A 17,425-nucleotide genomic window follows, 5' to 3' on the forward strand; every position below is an offset into this window, starting at 1 on the left:
CGGCCTTCGCGCGATGTGCATCACATTCGGGCCCGCCCGGACAGTTGTTGCCCCAAGCCACCGCTAGGCTGGCAGCGGCAGGATGGATGCCCGGCGCCCGGGCCCGCACGACGGGCCGGCCGCCGTCTCAGTTACTCGTTCTTGTAGGGAAATCACAGTGAGCCTCACCCGGATGACAGCCGTTGCTGCCATCGCCGTTCTCCCACTCAGCGCCTGCGGGGCAGCCCCCGAAGCCCCGGAGGACACCTCGCCGGCACCGGCAAGCTCAACGGCGCCCGCGGTGAACATCGCCCAGCCGGAAACGAACGACCTCGCCGGCGAGGCCTCGGCCGAGGGCGCACGGGCCTACCTGTTCCACTATTTCGACCTGGTGGCCTACGCGCTGCAGACCGGTGACACGAAGGCGCTGCTCGAGAACGTGGATGGTGCTTCCGAGCAGGAGGCATTCGCCGCGGATGTCGCAAAGATCTACGCCGACGGAGGGTGGATCCTCGGCGGACAGCCCAAGGTGAAGGACATCGTGCTCACTACCGACGGGACGGACGTTGCCCCGGAGACCGAATTGACCGCATTCATCCCGGTCAACCCCGATGCCTACACGGCGTTCGGCAAGGACGGCGAAGTGCTCGAGCACCGCCCGTTCACCGCCGACGGCACGGTCTACACCGCCGTCGTGAAGTACTCCGGGAGCGCCTGGAAGGTGGTTTCGCTGCGCGAAACCCCCGACGCCGAGCTGCCCCGGCCGTAACTGCTCTTTTTCGTAACGGCCGCGCGCCGGCGGGAACCTAGCTGAGTTTGGCCCCGCGGGTCTCCGGGGCGTTCTTCGCCATCCAGAGCACCGCCGCGAGGACCAGGAGCCCCGTCAGGGCGAAGGTCAACGGCAGTCCGAGCAGGGGCCACAGCAGCGAACCGAAGATCAGGGGCACCAGCCCCGCGCCAACCCGGGAGACGGTCGAGGCCCAGCCGAATCCGGTGCCGCGCAGCTCCGTCGGGTACAGCTCCGACACGTACGTGTAGAGCACCGGGATGGCGACCTGGATCAGGAATCCGAAGGCGAGCAGCCAGAAGGTTGCCACCGCCGGGAGCCCCACGGTGAGCGCGAAGACCACGAGGGCGGCTGCGGACAGCGGCCCGGTGATGGCCAAAATCCACTTGCGGCCCATCCGCTCCACGAGCAGCGCGGCGGCGATCACGCCGAACAGGCCGATGCCCGTCATACCCGCGGTGGTCAGGAACGCCACCGACTCCTCGTACCCGGCGGCCTTGAGGATGCTCGGCATCCAGGTCAGCGCGCCGTAGTACACCAGCAGGATGCTCAGGAACAGGCTCCACGCGGTGAGGGTGATGCGCCAGTTGAACCGCCAGAGCCCGGTCAGCTGCCCGGAAATGTTCCCGAGGGAGAGCTTCGGGGTTTCCGCCGGCTCCGGAAGGCGCCAGGCGCGGGCGGTCCCGCCCGTGCGCTCCACAAGTGAGTTGATGACCGCCTCGGCCTCGGCGCGGCGTCCGCGCTGCACGAGGTATAGGGGGGACTCGGGAACCGAACGCCTCACCCAGAAGACAAGCAGCGCCGGAAGCACCATGACGAGCATCGTGTACCGCCAGTCGCCGAACGCGGCGATCAGCAGTGTTGTGACGACGCCGCAGAGGAATGCGCCGATGGGCCACCAGGCATCCATTGCGGTGAGGACGCGCCCGCGCTGCCTTCGTGGAGTGAATTCACCGACGAGCGCGTAGTCCACGGGGATGCACCCGCCAAGGCCGAATCCGGCAAGGAAACGGAAGAGGCAGAACCAGACCAGGTCGGGGGAGAACGCCCCGAGCACCGTGAAGATCGAGAAGATGAGCAGGGTGGCCGTGAAGGCGGTCTTCCGGCCGATCAGGTCCGCGATGGAGCCCCACGCGAATGCCCCGACGGCCATGCCGATGAGGTTCGAGGTGCTCACCCAGGCGGCTTCGCCGGGGGTGAGTCCCCAGTGGTCCGAAAGGAGGGGAATGAGGTAGCCGTTGAGGGTCACGTCCCAGGCATCGAACATGAAGCCGAGGCCGCCGATGAGGAAGATCTTCCCCTGCACGCGCCACCGCCACGGGAGCTCCTGGACCACCTGGTCCCCGGTGGGTAATGAAGTTGAGGTGCTCACGATGCCTTCCTGAACGAGCACGGCGCTGATCCCGGTGCTGGTGAAACTCTACAGTTGAGCCCCTCGCGCGCCGAAACGGGAGACGCCTCCCGCAATCCCGTCCACAATGCGGAAATAACGTCGTTCCGGGCCCCTCAGGCGTCATTGCTGCACTGTCGATGGCGGTGGTGCGACCGTTGCCCACTTAGCAGGGATTTCCGGGGCCGGGGGCCGCTGACGAGCCGACGATTGGTCGATGGATCTCCCCAAAGGACTGCCGGCCGGACGGCTGTGCTTCACCCTCGACGACGCCCGGCACGCCGGCATACCCTACCGGCGGCTTCGGCACGCCGACCTTGTGGTGCCGCACAGGGGCGTCAGGACCTTCCGGAACCGGGAGGCACCCTCGCTCGACAGGGTGTCAGCACTCACCTCCCTCGCCCCAAGGACGGTCTGCAGCCACCTCACCGCCGCCGCGCTCTGGGGTCTGTTCCTTCCGTCGTGGGTGGACCCGGCGGATCCGGTCCACCTCAGCCGCCCGATGGAGCTCACGGCTCCCCGGCGTAGGGGTGTGAAGGGGCACCGGGCGCCGCTGACCACGCGCGACGTTGAGGACATCCGCGGCGCCTTCGTCACTTCACCGGCCTGGACGTGGACCGACTGTGCGGAGATGCTTCCCCTGGCCGACCTCGTGGCGGCGGGGGACTGCCTGCTCCGCCGGGAGGATGCACCGCAGCGCCCCGGGGAGATCGGCTGGCGGGACCCGCTGTGCACAGCTGCGGATATTGCCGAGGTTATTGAGCGGCGCCCGGGAATCCGTGGGATCCGCCGGGCACGGAAGGCGCTTGAGCTGCTGCGCGCCGGCGTCGATTCCGCGCCGGAGTCACGGCTCCGGCTGCTCATCCTCGATGCGGGGCTTCCGGAACCGGAGGTGAACCAGTGGATCCTCGATGCCTCGGGCCGGCCCCTGTCCCGACCCGATTTGCAGTACCGGCTGCAGAGAATCGCCCTAGAGTATGAGGGCGAACACCACCTGCTTCAGCCGGGACATTGAACGCGACGATCGGCTCCGCGCAATCGGGTGACGGTCCTGAGGTTCACCAAGGTCCACCTGCTCCCGGCCAACGTTCCGGCGTCGATGGCGAAGATCCGGAACGCGCTCGCCGCGGCCGATGCCGCTTCCCCCTCCGCCCGTCCATCGAAGGTGCAGTAATTCCCGGTTCGAAGGCGTTTCGCCCGTCCGTTCTGCGTCTTCGATGGGGGAGGGAGGGGGAATGTGGGCGGAGTGGCGCTCCCCAAGGTATCGAGGGTGCAGTTATTCCCGGTCCGAAGGCGTAATACCCGTCCGTTCTGCGTCCTCGATGGGGGAGGGAGGGCGAATGCGGGCGGGGCGGTGGCCTTCCCGGGGCGCCTATAGAATTGGAGCGTCCCCCGCACAGCCACAGTACGGAGATCTGCGTGAGCCCCACCCATCTTGACCGTGTTCCTATCCGCCGTGCACTGATTTCGGTGTACGACAAGACCGGTCTTGAGGACCTGGCCCGCGGCCTTCACGAAGCGGGGGTGGCGCTTGTATCGACCGGCTCGACGGCGGGCCGGATCGCCGCCGCCGGAGTCCCCGTGACCGAGGTTTCCGAAGTCACCGGGTTCCCCGAGTGCCTCGACGGGCGGGTCAAGACGCTCCACCCGAAGATCCACGCGGGAATCCTCGCCGACCGGCGCCGGGAAGAGCACGTCGCCCAGCTCGCAGAACTCGACGTCGAGCCCTTCGACCTCGTTGTCGTGAACCTCTACCCCTTCGTGCAAACGGTCCGCTCCGGGGCCGCCCCCGATGACGTCGTCGAGCAGATCGACATCGGCGGCCCCGCCATGGTCCGCTCGGCGGCGAAAAACCACCCCTCGGTCGCCGTCGTCGTCGACCCGGCCCGGTACGCCGACGTCGTCGCCGCAGCGGCGGCCGGCGGGTTCGAGCTCAACGCACGGCGCCGCCTCGCTGCCGCCGCTTTCGCCCACACCGCCGCCTACGACGCCGCCGTCGCGGCCTGGACCGCGGCCCAGTTCGGTGACGGCACCGATGACGGCGACGCCTGGCCCGCTTACGCCGGACAGGCCCTTGAGCGCTCGGAGGTGCTGCGGTACGGCGAAAACCCCCACCAGCAGGCAGCCCTCTACGTGGACAAGGCTGCAGCCCCGGGCATCGCGCAGGCCACCCAGCTGCACGGCAAGGCAATGAGCTACAACAACTTCGTTGACGCCGATGCCGCCCTGCGCGCCGCCTTCGACTTCGCGGAGCCGGCCGTCGCAATTATCAAGCACGCCAACCCCTGCGGTGTCGCGGTCGGCTCGGCCGCAGCGGAGGACCCCATCGCCGACGCCCACGCCAAGGCGCACGCCTGCGACCCGGTTTCCGCGTTCGGCGGTGTGATCGCCGCAAACCGCGAGGTGAGCGCCCGCATGGCCGAGGCGGTCAAGGACATCTTCACCGAGGTGGTCATCGCCCCGTCCTTCGAACCGGCGGCCGTTGAGATCCTTTCGGAGAAGAAGAACATCCGCCTCCTCGTCCTGCCCGAGGGCTACCGCCGCGACCCGTCCGAGATGCGCCAGGTCTCCGGGGGAGTCCTTGTCCAGGCGGCCGACACCCTCCAGGCCGGCGGCGACGACCCCACGAACTGGACCCTCGCCGCCGGTGAGGCCGCAGACGAGAGCACGCTGGCCGACCTCGCCTTCGCCTGGCGCGCGTGCCGGGCGGCGAAGTCGAACGCCATCCTGCTTGCCTCCGACGGTGCCTCGGTTGGGGTCGGTATGGGCCAGGTCAACCGCCTCGACTCCTGCCGGCTCGCCGTTGAGCGGGCCAACACGCTCGCCGGTGACGGCGTCGAACGGGCCCACGGTTCGGTTGCCGCCTCGGACGCGTTCTTCCCCTTCGCCGACGGCCTGCAGATCCTGCTCGACGCCGGGGTCCGCGCCGTCGTCTCACCCGGCGGATCGGTGCGCGACTCCGAAGTCATCGACGCCGCCGCGGCGGCCGGTGTCCCGCTGTACTTCACCGGGGCAAGGCACTTTTTCCACTAGCTCCGGCGAGCCCCTCGGGTAGGTTGGAACCGAGGGATACCCAGAATCCACAGCATCCGAGAACTCCCAGGGAGACGCCCAATGGCCAAGATCATTTACACCCATACCGATGAAGCGCCCATGCTGGCGACCTACTCGTTCCTGCCAGTCATCGAGGCGTTCGCCTCGACGGCCGGAGTGGACGTCGAAACCCGCGACATCTCGCTCTCGGGCCGCATCCTGGCCCTCTTCGATGACCGCCTCACCGAAGATCAGCGGGTGCCCGACGCGCTGGCCGAACTCGGGGCCCTCGCGAAGACGCCTGAGGCGAACATCATCAAGCTTCCCAACATCAGCGCCTCGATCCCGCAGCTGAAGGCCGCGATCGCAGAGCTGCAGGGCCAGGGCTACGCACTTCCCGATTACCCGGACGCCCCCTCCACCGATGAGGAAAAGGAAGCCCGCGCACGCTACGACAAGGTCAAGGGCAGCGCGGTCAACCCCGTCCTGCGCGAGGGCAACTCGGATCGGCGTGCTCCTGCCTCCGTGAAGAACTTCGCCCGCCAGAACCCACACAGCATGGGCGCCTGGACGCCGGAGTCCAAGACCCGCGTGGCCTCCATGACCGCCGACGATTTCCGGTCGAATGAGAAGTCCGTCGTCATCGAGGCCGAGGACACCCTCCGCATCCAGTTCGTCAACGCCGAGGGCGGCACCACCGTCCTGAAGGACTCCGTCCCGGTGCTCGCCGGTGAAGTGGTGGACGGCACAGTGATGCGCGCGGCTGCTCTCGACGAGTTCCTGAAGGCACAGGTGGCGCTCGCGAAGCAGGAGGACCTGCTGTTCTCGGTCCACCTGAAGGCCACCATGATGAAGGTCTCGGACCCGATCATCTTCGGGCACGTTGTGAAGGCATTCCTGCCCGAACTCTTCGCCACCTACGGCGACCAGCTGGCCGCAGCAGGCCTCAGCCCGAGCAACGGGCTCGCATCGATCCTCAGCGGCCTCGACGCGCTGCCCGAGGAGGTGCGCGACGGCGTAAAGGCGGCCATCGAGAAGGGGATGGCGGACGGCCCGAAGCTTGCCATGGTCCAATCCGACAAGGGCATCACCAACCTCCACGTCCCCAGCGACGTGATCGTTGACGCGTCGATGCCGGCGATGATCCGCAGCTCCGGACACATGTGGGGGCCCGACGGGTCGGAAGCCGACACGCTCGCGGTCATTCCCGACAGCAGCTACGCGGGTATCTACACGGCGGTCCTCGATGACTGCCGGGCCAACGGCGCCTTCGACCCCACCACCATGGGCACCGTCCCGAACGTCGGACTGATGGCGCAGGCCGCCGAGGAATACGGCAGCCACGACAAGACCTTCGAGATCCAGGACGCCGGCACCGTGCAGGTCCTCGACAGCACGGGAACCGTCCTTCTCGAGCACGATGTCCAGCCAGGCGACATCTGGCGGGCCTGCCAGACCAAGGATGCGCCCGTCCGCGACTGGGTCAAGCTCGCCGTAACCCGCGCCCGCGCGTCGGGCATGCCCGCCGTGTTCTGGCTCGACGAAACCCGCGCCCACGACGCCAACCTCATCGCCAAGGTCCGGGAGTACCTCCAGGAGCACGACACCGAGAGCCTGCAGATCGAGATCATGACGCCGGAGAAGGCCACCGCCTTCACCCTGGAGCGGATCCGCAAGGGAGAGGACACCATCTCGGTATCCGGCAACGTCCTGCGCGATTACCTCACTGACCTGTTCCCCATCCTCGAACTGGGAACCAGCGCCAAGATGCTCTCGGTGGTTCCCCTCATGAACGGCGGAGGACTCTTCGAAACCGGCGCCGGCGGTTCAGCGCCGAAGCACGTCCAGCAGTTCCTGAAGGAGAACCATCTCCGCTGGGACAGCCTCGGCGAGTTCCTCGCGCTGGCCGTGAGCTTCGAGCACCTCGCGACGACGACCGGAAATGCGCGCGCGCAGATCCTCGCCGACACCCTGGACAAGGCCACCGGCACGTTCCTGCTCGAGAACAAGTCGCCGAGCCGCCGCGTGGGCGAGATCGATAACCGCGGCAGCCACTTCTACCTGGCGCGGTACTGGGCGCAGGAACTTGCGCAGCAGACCGAGGACAGCGAACTGGCGCAGGCCTTCTCCGTAGTGGCCGAAGCGCTGGCGTCCAATGAGGAGACGATCGTCGCCGAGCTCCTGGCCGTGCAGGGGTCGCACGTGGACATTTCCGGCTACTACCACCCCGACGTCGCCAAGGTGACCGCCGCGATGCGTCCCTCGCAGAAGCTCCAGGAAGTTCTGGCCATCCTCGCCGCGTGACCGTCTGCCCGGTGGACCGGGCCGCAGGCCGGCACTGAAGACCGCCTGCCGACAAGGAAAGGCCGCTCCCGCATCCGCGGGAGCGGCCTTTCCCGTTCGATGGAACGCGCTACACGGAATCGTTGGCGTACCGCAGACCGAGCTGCGCCCGCACGCCGTCAAGCAGGCGAAGAGTCTGGAGCGTGTCATCAAGAGGCATGGTGGGGCTCTCGAGTAGGCCTGCCTGGATGCAGCGGGTGGTCTCGCGCAGCTCGTACACGTAACCGGCCCCCACATGCTCGAAGGTCTCCGTGCGACGCTGCCCGTCCTTGGGCTGGACGGTCAGTTCACGCGGGTTGTGAAGCGGCCCGTCTCCGGTGCGCAGCCATCCGCCGCTGCCGCTGACCGTCGCCGACGCCGGGCCGAGCGCCACAAGCGAGGAGGTCAGCTGCGCCTGCGCCCCGCCGTCGTATCCGAGGGTCACGGCGTTCTGGACGTCGACGCCGTCCGCATTGAGGGCACCGGTCGCGGAGACCGAGGAGGGGAAGCCGAGGGCGCCCAAGGCCCAGGTGAGCGGGTAGACGGTGAGGTCGAGCAGGGCGCCGCCGCCGGCCGCCGGATCCCAGATCCGGCTTGAGGGGTCGAACGCGGCGGGGAAGCCGAGGTCGGCCTGGACCCACCGGATGTCGCCGAGCTCACCCGAAAAGACGATGTCCCAGGCGCGGTTGACGCTGGGAAGGAACCGCGTCCACACCGCCTCCATCAGGAACCGGTTGTTGGCCGCGGCAAGGGCTATGAGCTCCTCGGCCTCGGCCGCGTTGACGGTGAACGGCTTCTCGCAGAGAACGTGCTTGCCGGCGGCCAGGGCGGCGGCGGCCACCTCGAAGTGCTGGGCGTGCGGGGTGGTGACGTAGACGACGTCGACGTCGGGGTCCTCGAACATCCGTTGATAGCCGGAGGTGCCGCCGGCGTCACCATAGCCCTCGGCGAAGCCGAACCGTTCGGCGAATGCCGCTGCGCTGTCGGTGCTGCGGGAGCTGACAGCCTGCAGCACGGCGTCGTCGAGCAGCGCGATGTCCTGCGTAACCTTCGAGGCGATGGCGCCCGTTGCGACAACACCCCAGCGGAGGGGACGGCCCGTTGCGGCGAGCGGGCTGGGAGCCCCGGGCGCGGCGCAGGGAGGTTGTGGGATGCGTTGGTGGGAGTTCATTGGACCATCCTTCCGTGCAGCTCATCGGTAATCCACCACCGTCCGGCCACCGGGCAAAGAACACCGGGCAAAAGACACCGGGCAAAAGACACCGGGCAAAAACCACCGGGCAAAAACCACCGGGCAAAAACCACCGGGCAAAAACCACCGGGGAAAAAGGAATCCCGGCACAGCCGAGGCGGTGCCGGGATTCCTTGTGCCAGCCCGCGGGCGGGCCAGTCAGTGCGCTGTTACTTTACGAGCTTCGACAGGTTCGGGTCGTCGGCGTAGGCCTCAGCGGCGTTTTCCTTGGTGACGATCTGCGGCTCGAGCAGGTAGGCCGGAACGACCTTCACGCCGTTGTCGTAGGTCTTCTCGTCGTTGACTTCGAGCTTCTCGCCGGCAGCAAGTCCCTGAACCATGGTGATTGAGTGCTCAACCAGGTCGCGGGTGTCCTTGTTGATCGTCGAGTACTGCTCGTCTGCCATGATCGACTTGACCGACTCAACCTCGGAGTCCTGGCCTGTCACAACGGGGAGGTCCTTGCCTGCGGCCTTCACCGAGGTGAGGACGGCGCGGGCGAGGGTGTCGTTGGGGGACAGGACGCCGTGGAGCTCTTCGGAGTCGTAGTTGCCGCTCAGGAGGGTGTCCATGCGGCGCTGGGCGTTCTCAGCCTTCCAGCCCTGGGTGACAGCCTGGTTGAACTTGGTCTGTCCGGAGACGACCTTCAGGGTGCCGTCGTCGATCTTCGGCTGGAGGACGCTCATCGCACCGTCGAAGAAGACCTGGGCGTTGGCGTCGTCGGGCGAACCGGCGAACAGCTCGACGTTGTACGGGCCCTCACCCTTCTTCTCGGCGAGTCCGTCGAGAAGTGCCTGGCCCTGCAGCTCGCCGACCTGGAAGTTGTCGTAGGCCACGTAGTAGTCGACGTTCTGCGTGTTGGTCAGCAGGCGGTCGTAGGCGATGACGGTGATGCCGGCGTCGGCTGCCTGCTGCAGCTGGCTGCCGAGCTGGGCGCCGTCGATTGCGCCGACGATGAGGACCTCGACGCCGTTGGTGATCATCGAGTTGATCTGGTTCTGCTGCTCGGAGACACCACCGTTGGCAAACTGGACGTCGGGCTTGTAGCCGGCTTCGGTGAGGCCGTCGTTGAACAGGGTCTCCGCAAGCACCCAGTTCTCGGAGGTCTTCTGGGGAAGGGCGACGCCGATGGCGGCGCCTTCCTCGAATCCGCCGGCGGCCTCTCCGGCGGGAGCGCTCTCGGTTCCCGTGCCCGCTTCTTCACGGCCACAGGAGGTCAGCGCGAGCGCTGAGATTGCAGCGACTGCTGCAAAGGACTTTGCGAACTTACGCATTCCATTCTCTTTCTTTTGCATGATTTCGGACGGTGAAAGGTAAAGGTTCAAAGGTGCCGGCGGGCCGGCGGGTTGCCGGGATCAGGCCTTGGAAATGACTTCCTTGGTCTGGATGGGCTGATCGGAGTCGGGGCTCCTGCCCTCGCTCGGCTGGTCGGGCTTCGAGCGGTTGCCGAAGTTCCGGGTGAGCAGGCCGGTGATCGACGGCTTGCCCTGGGTCTTGTTGTAGACGTCGAAGGCGACGGCGATGAGGAGCACCAGGCCCTTGATGATCTGCGTCATGTCGGCGCCGATGCCCAGCAGCTGCAGGCCGTTGTTCAGGACGGCCATGACGAGGCCTCCGATGATCGAGCCGACGACGGTGCCCACACCGCCGGTCACCGCAGCGCCGCCGATGAAGACTGCCGCAATCGCGTCGAGTTCCCAGCCGACGCCGTCGAAGGGGCCAGAGGCGGTGGAGCGGCCGACGAAGATCATTCCGGCAAGGGCGGCGAGGATCGACATGTTCATCATGACCATGAAGTTGACCTTCTTGCTCTGCACGCCGGAGAGCTCGGCCGCGTGTCGGTTGCCGCCGACTGCGTAGACGTGGCGGCCTGCAACGGTCTTGTTCGAGATGAAGCCGAAGATGATGACGAGCGCGCCGAGGATCAGGCCGGGGATCGGGAAGGAGGTGCCCGGGCGGCCGGTGGCGAACAGGTAGGTGGCGTAGAGGATTGCAGCTGAAATCAGGCCGGCCTTTGCCACCGAAACCCAAAGCTCGGGCACATGCGCGCCGACCCGGGCGAGCCGCCGGCGGTTCCGGATCTCGCTGTAGATGACGAAGGCGACGAGGAGGAGGCCGAGCAGCACGGTGAGGTTGTTGTACCCGGTGTCGGGCCCGATCTCAGGGAGGTAGCCGGAGCCGATGTACTGGAAGCCTTCGGGGACGGGGACGGTGTTCGACTTGCCCACGAACTGGTTGGCGCCTCGGAACAGCAGCATGCCGGCCAGGGTCACGATGAACGCGGGTATCCCGACGTACGCCACCCAGAAGCCCTGCCAGGCGCCGATCAGGGCTCCCAGCGCCAGCCCCACGAGGATCCCGCCGAACCACGGCAGGCCCCAGTCGCGCATGGCGATTGCCACAACGATGCCGGCGAAGGCCGCGACCGAACCCACCGAGAGGTCGATGTGCCCGGCGATGATGACCAGCACCATCCCGATGGCGAGGATCAGGATGTACGAGTTTCCGTTGAAGAGGTTCATCATGTTGCCGGGAGTGAGGGTCTTGCCCCCGGTCTGCCACTGGAAGAAGACAACCAGCGCGATGAGCGCGAAGATCATCCCAAACTGGCGGGTGTTTCCGCCAAATATTTGCTTGAGGGAATTCATAGTTAGCGTCCTAGGGGGCTTCGGTCAGGCAGCTTTTTTGCTGGCGGTCATCAGTTTCATGAGGGATTCCTGGTTTGCATCGTCGCGGGCGAGCTCTCCGGTGATGGCCCCCTCGAAGATGGTGTAGATGCGGTCGGAGAGCCCGAGCAGTTCGGGGAGTTCAGAGGAGATGACGATCACTCCCTTGCCCTGATCCGCCAGGCGCTGGATGATGCCGTAGATCTCGAACTTCGCGCCCACGTCGATGCCGCGGGTCGGCTCGTCGAGGATCAGCAGCTCCGGATCGGTGAACATCCACTTTGCGAGGACAACCTTCTGCTGGTTGCCGCCGGAAAGCTTCGCGACACCCTCGTTGACGGAGGGCGTCTTGGTGCGCAGGGACTGCCGGTATTCCTCCGCCACCCGGAACTCCTCGTCCTTGTCGACGACGAAGTTGTGGGTGATCTTTTTGAGGTTCGCGGAGACGGTCGTTGACTTGATGTCGTCGAGGAGGTTCAGCCCCAGCGACTTGCGGTCCTCGGTGACGTAGGCAAGGCCGGCGTCGATCGCCTGCGGCACCGACTTCAGTGCCACTTCCTTGCCGTTGATGAAGATCTGTCCCGACTTGAAGTTGCCGTAGGAACGGCCGAAGACCGAGCGGGCGAGCTCGGTGCGACCGGCGCCCATCAGTCCGGCGAAGCCGACAATCTCGCCGCGCCGTACGTGGAAGTTGGCGTTCTTCGTCACCAGGCGGTCCGGAACGGTCGGATGCCCGACGGTCCAGTTGCGCACTTCGAAGAACGTCTCACCGATCTTCGGTGTGTGCTCGGGGAACCGTGATTCGAGGGAGCGGCCGACCATGCCCCGGATGATCCGGTCCTCGTCGACGCCGTCGTTCTTGACGTGGAGCGTCTCGATCGACTTTCCGTCACGGATGATCGTGATTGAGTCTGCGATCTGCTCGATCTCGTTGAGCTTGTGGGAGATCATGATGCAGGATATGCCCTTGGACCTCAGGCCCGCCATCAGATCCAGCAGGTGCTGTGAGTCCGACTCGTTAAGTGCCGCGGTGGGCTCGTCGAGGATGAGCAGCTTGACCGACTTGCTCAGGGCCTTGGCGATTTCGACGAGCTGCTGCTTGCCGACGCCGATGTCCTTGATCTTGGTTGTGGGATCTTCGCTGAGGCCGACGCGCGCCATGAGTTCGAGGGTGTCCCGGTTGACCTTGTCCCAGTTGATGACGCCGAACCGGCGGGGCTCGTTGCCCAGAAAGATGTTCTCGGCTATTGACAACTCGGGGATGAGTGCCAACTCCTGGTGGATGATCACGATTCCGGCGGCTTCGCTCGAGCGGATGTCCTTGAACTGGACTTCCTCGCCCTGGAAAATAATCGACCCGGAGTAGTCGCCGTAGGGGTAGAGGCCGGAGAGCACCTTCATCAGGGTCGATTTGCCGGCGCCGTTTTCGCCGCAGATGGCGTGGATTTCGCCGGCGGTGACGCTGAGCGACACATCGGAGAGGGCCTTAACGCCAGGAAATTCCTTGGTGATCGATCGCATCTCAAGGATAGTGTGGTGATCCATTGCAGCCTCCCGCAGTGACGGCGTTGTCTTAGTGCAGGCCCAATGACGACCCGAAAAGAATTGAACCCTGCTGGACTACTTGGCGTCAAGTCTTGAACGCAAGGAACTTCAGAAAGACGCGGAAGAGTTATGAAGCACCCGGCGCGGAGGGAGGATGGCGGGCTGCGAAAGCACCACCGCCGCACCTCCGAGCGCTTCCGCGCGGTCCCCGAGCGCCGACATGTGCACGGTCGTCGTCTCCCCGACCGTGGGCACGGCGTGGCGGGCGAGCCCGCGCCGGATTGGGCTGAGCAGGATGTCGCCGAGTCCGGTGAGCGGACCGCCCATGACGATGACCTCGGGGTTGATCAGGTTGGCCACATGGGCGACGGCGCGGCCGATGGCCAGGCCGGCGTCGTCGATGACCCGCAGGGCCGCGGTGTCGCCGCCGAGGGCGAGGTCGACGATGTCCTTCGTGTCGATGGGGTGCGTGGACCCGCGGTTGAGCAGTTCGATCATCGTTGAAGTCGAGGCGACCGTCTCAAGGCAGCCGCGGTTCCCGCACCGGCACACGAGCCCGTGGTCGCTGATCGTCGTGTGCCCGAGCTCACCGGTGATTCCGACGTTGCCGTAGAACAGGGCGCCGTTGAGGATCAGTCCGGCACCAATGCCCGAGCCGACCTTCATGAACATCAGGTTCTCGACGCGGCTGTGCACGCCCCAGGTGATCTGGGCGAGGGCGCCCAGATTGGCGTCGTTGTCGATGAAAACCGGTATGCCGAGCCGTTCACCGAAGCTGTCGCGGATGTTGATGCCCACCCATTCAGGGAGGATGGCGCCCTGGACGACGGTTCCGGTGCGGCGGTCGATCGGGCCGGGAATGCCGATGCCGGCGCCGAGGACGGCCGAGCGGTCGACGCCGGCTTCGTGGAGGGCCTTGTCGAGCAGATCCGCGGCGGCGTCGAGCCCCTCGGCGGAGCTGTGGCCCATCGGCAGGGCGGCCGCCTCCTCATGGAGCACACGGTAGTCGAGCCCCGCGAGGACCACCCGGACGTGGCGGCGCCCGATGTCGATCCCTGCCGCCACCGACCCGTTGTCATTGAGGATGACGGACAGGGCCCGGCGTCCGGAGCTGGTGGTGGGGACGGTGCTGACGATCCCGCCGCCGGCCATGATCTTGACGATGTTTGAGACCGTTGCCGTGGAAAGGCCGGTCTGGCGCGCGAGTTCGGCCTGGGTCTGCGGCCCGCCGTTGACCAGGGCACGGATGATCCGCTGCTGGTTTTGCTCACGCAGCGCGGACTGCGATCCCGGCTTCGGCAGGGTGCCGGCCGGCCTCATCCTCGCCGTTGAGGCAGATTCTGCACGCATACCCTAAAGGGTCCTACACCGCCCCGTTGTAGTCAAGAAGTTAACGCAGCACGGTGTGTCTGCGCGAGCGCCCGGTACTGCTCCGCGTTGGCGCGCACCGAGGCGACCTCGTCGTCGGTGAGCTCCCGCCGGACTTTTCCGGGCACGCCCGCCACGAGCGAGCGCGGCGGCACAACGGTTCCTTCAAGGACGACGGCGCCCGCGGCGATGAGGGAGCCCGTTCCGATGACGGCCCCGTTGAGCACTGTCGCGCTCATGCCGATCAGGCAGTCGTCCTCGATTGTGCATCCGTGGACGACGGCGCCGTGCCCAACACTGACCCGGGCGCCGATCGTCGCGGGAAAGCCGGGGTCGGCGTGGACGACGACGTTGTCCTGGAGGTTGGTTCCCTCGCCGACCCGGATCGGGGCGGTGTCGGCGCGCACGCTCACACCGTAGAAGGCGCTTGAGTGCTCGCCGAGCACAGCGTCACCGATGATCGAGGCCGTGGGGGCGGTGAACGCCGTTTCGGCGATGACGGGCGTGCTGCCGTTGAGGGCAATGAGGTGGGCCATTGCGCCAGCATAGTGGCGGAAAGGCCCGCGGTGGTCAATGAAACCGGTCGTGTGGAACGCCGGCCATCCGCTGAAACCAGTGGCAGGTTAAAGGCGGTGGCTGGTTGAAAGCGGTGGCTGGTTGGAGGCGGGGCTGGTTAACGGCAGGGCTAGTTGAAGACGATGGTGCGCTGCCCGTCGAGCAGCACCCGGTGTTCGGCGTGCCACTGGACGGCCTGCACCAGGGCACGGCCCTCGAGTTCCCGGCCGATTGCGACGAACGAATCGATGGTGCGGGCGTGGTCCACCCGGGTCACCTCCTGCTCGATGATCGGCCCCTCGTCGAGGGCACCGGTCACGTAGTGCGCCGTAGCGCCGATCAGCTTCACGCCCCGGGCATGGGCCTGGTGGTAGGGCCGGGCACCCTTGAACGAGGGCAGGAACGAGTGGTGGATGTTGATCGCCCTGCCGCGCAGCTCCGTGCAGAGCTCGTCGCTGAGGATCTGCATATACCGGGCAAGGACCACCAGTTCGATGCTGTGCTCGGCGAGCAGGTCCCGCAGCTGGTCCTCCGCCTGATGCTTGGTCACCGCCGTCACCGGGATGTGGCGGAACTCAACACCGTAGAACGCCGCGAGGTCCGCAAGGTCGGGGTGGTTCGAGACGATCACAGGGATGGCGATCGGCAGGGTGCCCGAACGGTGGGCGAACAGCAGGTCGTTGAGGCAGTGTGCCGACTTTGAGACCATGATGAGCGTCCTTACCTTGACCCCGTCGGCGTGAAGGTCCCAGTCCATGCCGAAGGCTGCGGCAACGGGTTCGAGCTGGCGGCGCAGCTCGGCCTCTCCGGCGTCGGTGGTCAGGGCCACGCGCATGAAGAAGGTTCCGGTGTCGGGGCTGCCGTACTGCTGCGACTCGGTGATGTTCGCACCGGCGGCGACGAGGGCCCCGGAGACCCCGTGGACGATGCCCGGCCGGTCGGGGCAGGAGAGCGTGAGGGAGTAGGAGCCGGTCGTTGCTGGTGCGGTCACGCTGCAAGGCTACCGGGCCGGAACCGGTTCCCGGGAGTTCAGCAGCTTGAGGGCGGCCATTGCGGCGGCGCGGCCGGCCCGGGTGGCGCCGATGGTCGAGGCCGAGGCCCCGTAGCCGACCATCAGCAGGCGTGGCTCGCGCATCACCCGCACGCCGTCCATGCGGATGCCCCCGCCGGGCTCGCGCAGGCGCAGCGGGGCCAGGTGGTCGATCGAGGCCCGGAAGCCGGTGGCCCAGAGCACGACGTCGACGGGTTCGTAGGTGCCGTCCGCCAGTTCCGCGCCCTGCTCGGTGAGCCGCCGCAGCGGCCCGCGGGAGACGAGGATCCCGGCCGCGATCCCGGCGGCGTACTGGGCGGTGATTGAGATCCCCGTAGTGCCGACGACGCTCTTGGGGGGAAGCCCGGCCCGGGTGCGGGCGTCGACGGCGGCCTCGATGTCCCGTCCCCACTCCGGGTCGAACTCGCGCTCGGTCCACTCAACGGGCCTGCGGGTGCTCCAGATGGTCGAGGCTCCTGCGTCGTTGAGCTGGAGGAGGAACTGGGCCGCGGAGGTTCCCCCACCAACGACCAGGACCCGCTTTCCCGTGAAGTTCGAGGCGGCACGGAACCCCTGGGTGTGGAGTTGCTCGCCGCGGAAAATGTCCCGCCCGGGATAGTAGGGCAGATAGGGGCTGTCCCAGGTGCCCGTCGCGTTGATCACGGCCTGCGCGCGCATAGAGAGTCCCTCGCGGGTCGAGACCTCGAGGCCAGCTCCGCCGTCCATCCGCTCGACACGGGCGGCGTGCTGGGGGCGCAGCACCGGGAGCCCGTACTCGGCCTCATAGGCGCCGTAATAGCGGGTCACAACAGCCGACGACGGCTCCTTCGGGTCGGGAGCCTCAAGGGGAAAGCCCGGCAGCGGGTTCAGGGCGTGCGCGGCGTCGAAGGTCAGCGACGGCCAGCGGTGGCGCCAGGCGCCTCCGGGCCCCTCGTTCGCATCGAGCATCACGAAGTCGCGGCCGGGCTCGAGCCCGCGCTTGCGCAGATGGTAGCCACTGCTCAGCCCGGCCTGGCCGGCCCCAATGACGACAATCCCCGTCTCGCTCACGTCTTTCTCCACTTTCACTGCTCCGTTCAACCGGCCGCTTGCGCCGGCGCCATCGCCCGGCTGAGGGCCGGGCACCATGGGTGCCAACCCGCCCGCGCCTCCCGGTATTCCACCGCGGCACTCACGAGTGGTCCTCCGAAGGAGCGCTCCGGCGCCGCCGCGGGCGCCGAAGCGGGGGCGGGGTTGCTCCGGTTACAGGGTGGGTGCGCGGCCACCGACCGGTCTGTGGCGGACGGGGGAGGTGGCGGACGGGGGAGGTGGCACCGGCCGGGCCGCTCCGGCTAGCATTGGAAGCGCCGCGACTGGCGTAGGGTGGGCAACCACCAGGAAGCGGCATGCACTGTCGAAGCAACCCGGTACAGCCCGTTCCCGGATGACGGTGCCGCGCCGACCACGGATCGCACGCCTGGGCCGCGGGTCACGTTCTTCTCCGCTGGTGCCGGAGCCTGCCCGGGTGGGCTGGGCTCCT

The 17,425-nt window shown here is 67.1% G+C and carries 14 protein-coding genes; 5 read left to right on the forward strand and 9 right to left on the reverse strand.

What is annotated here, in order from left to right; translation table 11 throughout:
- The first annotated feature begins 157 nt into the window (after positions 1-157).
- Positions 158-748: a DUF6318 family protein gene (locus AC4D2R_RS04975; RefSeq protein ID WP_490938091.1), complete on the forward strand. Its 591-nt coding sequence runs from the start codon at positions 158-160 to the stop codon at positions 746-748.
- A gap of 37 nt (positions 749-785) precedes the next feature.
- On the opposite strand, the gene AC4D2R_RS04980 is transcribed toward AC4D2R_RS04975, so the two are convergent.
- Positions 786-2,138: an MFS transporter gene (locus AC4D2R_RS04980; protein ID WP_490938093.1), complete on the reverse strand. Its 1,353-nt coding sequence runs from the start codon at positions 2,136-2,138 to the stop codon at positions 786-788.
- 235 nt (positions 2,139-2,373) lie between these two features.
- Between AC4D2R_RS04980 and AC4D2R_RS04985 the strand changes: the two genes are divergently transcribed.
- The 4 genes from AC4D2R_RS04985 to AC4D2R_RS05000 all read left to right on the forward strand — a co-directional run bounded on the left by AC4D2R_RS04985 (position 2,374) and on the right by AC4D2R_RS05000 (position 7,493).
- Positions 2,374-3,171, forward strand: coding sequence for a hypothetical protein (locus AC4D2R_RS04985; RefSeq protein ID WP_490938095.1), 798 nt, complete (start codon positions 2,374-2,376; stop codon positions 3,169-3,171).
- A 27-nt stretch (positions 3,172-3,198) separates the two neighbouring features.
- Entirely contained in the window at positions 3,199-3,330 is a 132-nt protein-coding gene (locus AC4D2R_RS04990; protein ID WP_490938097.1) for a hypothetical protein, read from the forward strand.
- 245 nt (positions 3,331-3,575) lie between these two features.
- On the forward strand, positions 3,576-5,189 hold the full coding sequence (purH, locus tag AC4D2R_RS04995; RefSeq protein WP_490938099.1) for a bifunctional phosphoribosylaminoimidazolecarboxamide formyltransferase/IMP cyclohydrolase: 1,614 nt from the start codon (positions 3,576-3,578) through the stop codon (positions 5,187-5,189).
- Between the two features lie 81 nt (positions 5,190-5,270).
- Positions 5,271-7,493, forward strand: a complete 2,223-nt coding sequence (locus tag AC4D2R_RS05000) for an NADP-dependent isocitrate dehydrogenase (protein WP_490938101.1) — start codon at positions 5,271-5,273, stop codon at positions 7,491-7,493.
- Positions 7,494-7,602: 109 nt separating this feature from the next.
- On the opposite strand, the gene AC4D2R_RS05005 is transcribed toward AC4D2R_RS05000, so the two are convergent.
- The 8 genes from AC4D2R_RS05005 to AC4D2R_RS05040 all read right to left on the reverse strand — a co-directional run bounded on the left by AC4D2R_RS05005 (position 7,603) and on the right by AC4D2R_RS05040 (position 16,956).
- On the reverse strand, positions 7,603-8,682 hold the full coding sequence (locus AC4D2R_RS05005) for a Gfo/Idh/MocA family protein (protein WP_490938103.1): 1,080 nt from the start codon (positions 8,680-8,682) through the stop codon (positions 7,603-7,605).
- Positions 8,683-8,912: 230 nt separating this feature from the next.
- Positions 8,913-10,016 (reverse strand): substrate-binding domain-containing protein, encoded by a 1,104-nt coding sequence (locus AC4D2R_RS05010; protein WP_490938106.1) that lies wholly within the window; start codon positions 10,014-10,016, stop codon positions 8,913-8,915.
- 81 nt (positions 10,017-10,097) lie between these two features.
- A complete protein-coding gene (gene mmsB, locus AC4D2R_RS05015) occupies positions 10,098-11,390 on the reverse strand; it encodes a multiple monosaccharide ABC transporter permease (RefSeq protein ID WP_490938108.1) in 1,293 nt (430 codons plus the stop codon).
- A 24-nt stretch (positions 11,391-11,414) separates the two neighbouring features.
- Positions 11,415-12,953, reverse strand: coding sequence for a multiple monosaccharide ABC transporter ATP-binding protein (gene mmsA / locus AC4D2R_RS05020; RefSeq protein ID WP_490938110.1), 1,539 nt, complete (start codon positions 12,951-12,953; stop codon positions 11,415-11,417).
- Positions 12,954-13,061: 108 nt separating this feature from the next.
- Positions 13,062-14,303, reverse strand: a complete 1,242-nt coding sequence (locus tag AC4D2R_RS05025) for an ROK family transcriptional regulator (protein WP_490938112.1) — start codon at positions 14,301-14,303, stop codon at positions 13,062-13,064.
- A gap of 32 nt (positions 14,304-14,335) precedes the next feature.
- Complete coding sequence (locus tag AC4D2R_RS05030; RefSeq protein ID WP_490938114.1) at positions 14,336-14,857, reverse strand: gamma carbonic anhydrase family protein; 522 nt, start codon at positions 14,855-14,857, stop codon at positions 14,336-14,338.
- A 149-nt stretch (positions 14,858-15,006) separates the two neighbouring features.
- The gene (gene purU, locus AC4D2R_RS05035; protein ID WP_490938116.1) at positions 15,007-15,867 is read right to left on the reverse strand and encodes a formyltetrahydrofolate deformylase; all 861 of its coding nucleotides are present in this window, start codon (positions 15,865-15,867) and stop codon (positions 15,007-15,009) included.
- Between the two features lie 9 nt (positions 15,868-15,876).
- The gene (locus AC4D2R_RS05040) at positions 15,877-16,956 is read right to left on the reverse strand and encodes an NAD(P)-binding domain-containing protein (RefSeq protein WP_490938118.1); all 1,080 of its coding nucleotides are present in this window, start codon (positions 16,954-16,956) and stop codon (positions 15,877-15,879) included.
- Between the last annotated feature and the right edge of the window lie 469 nt (positions 16,957-17,425).

The organism is Arthrobacter sp. TJ-217 (assembly GCF_058269255.1).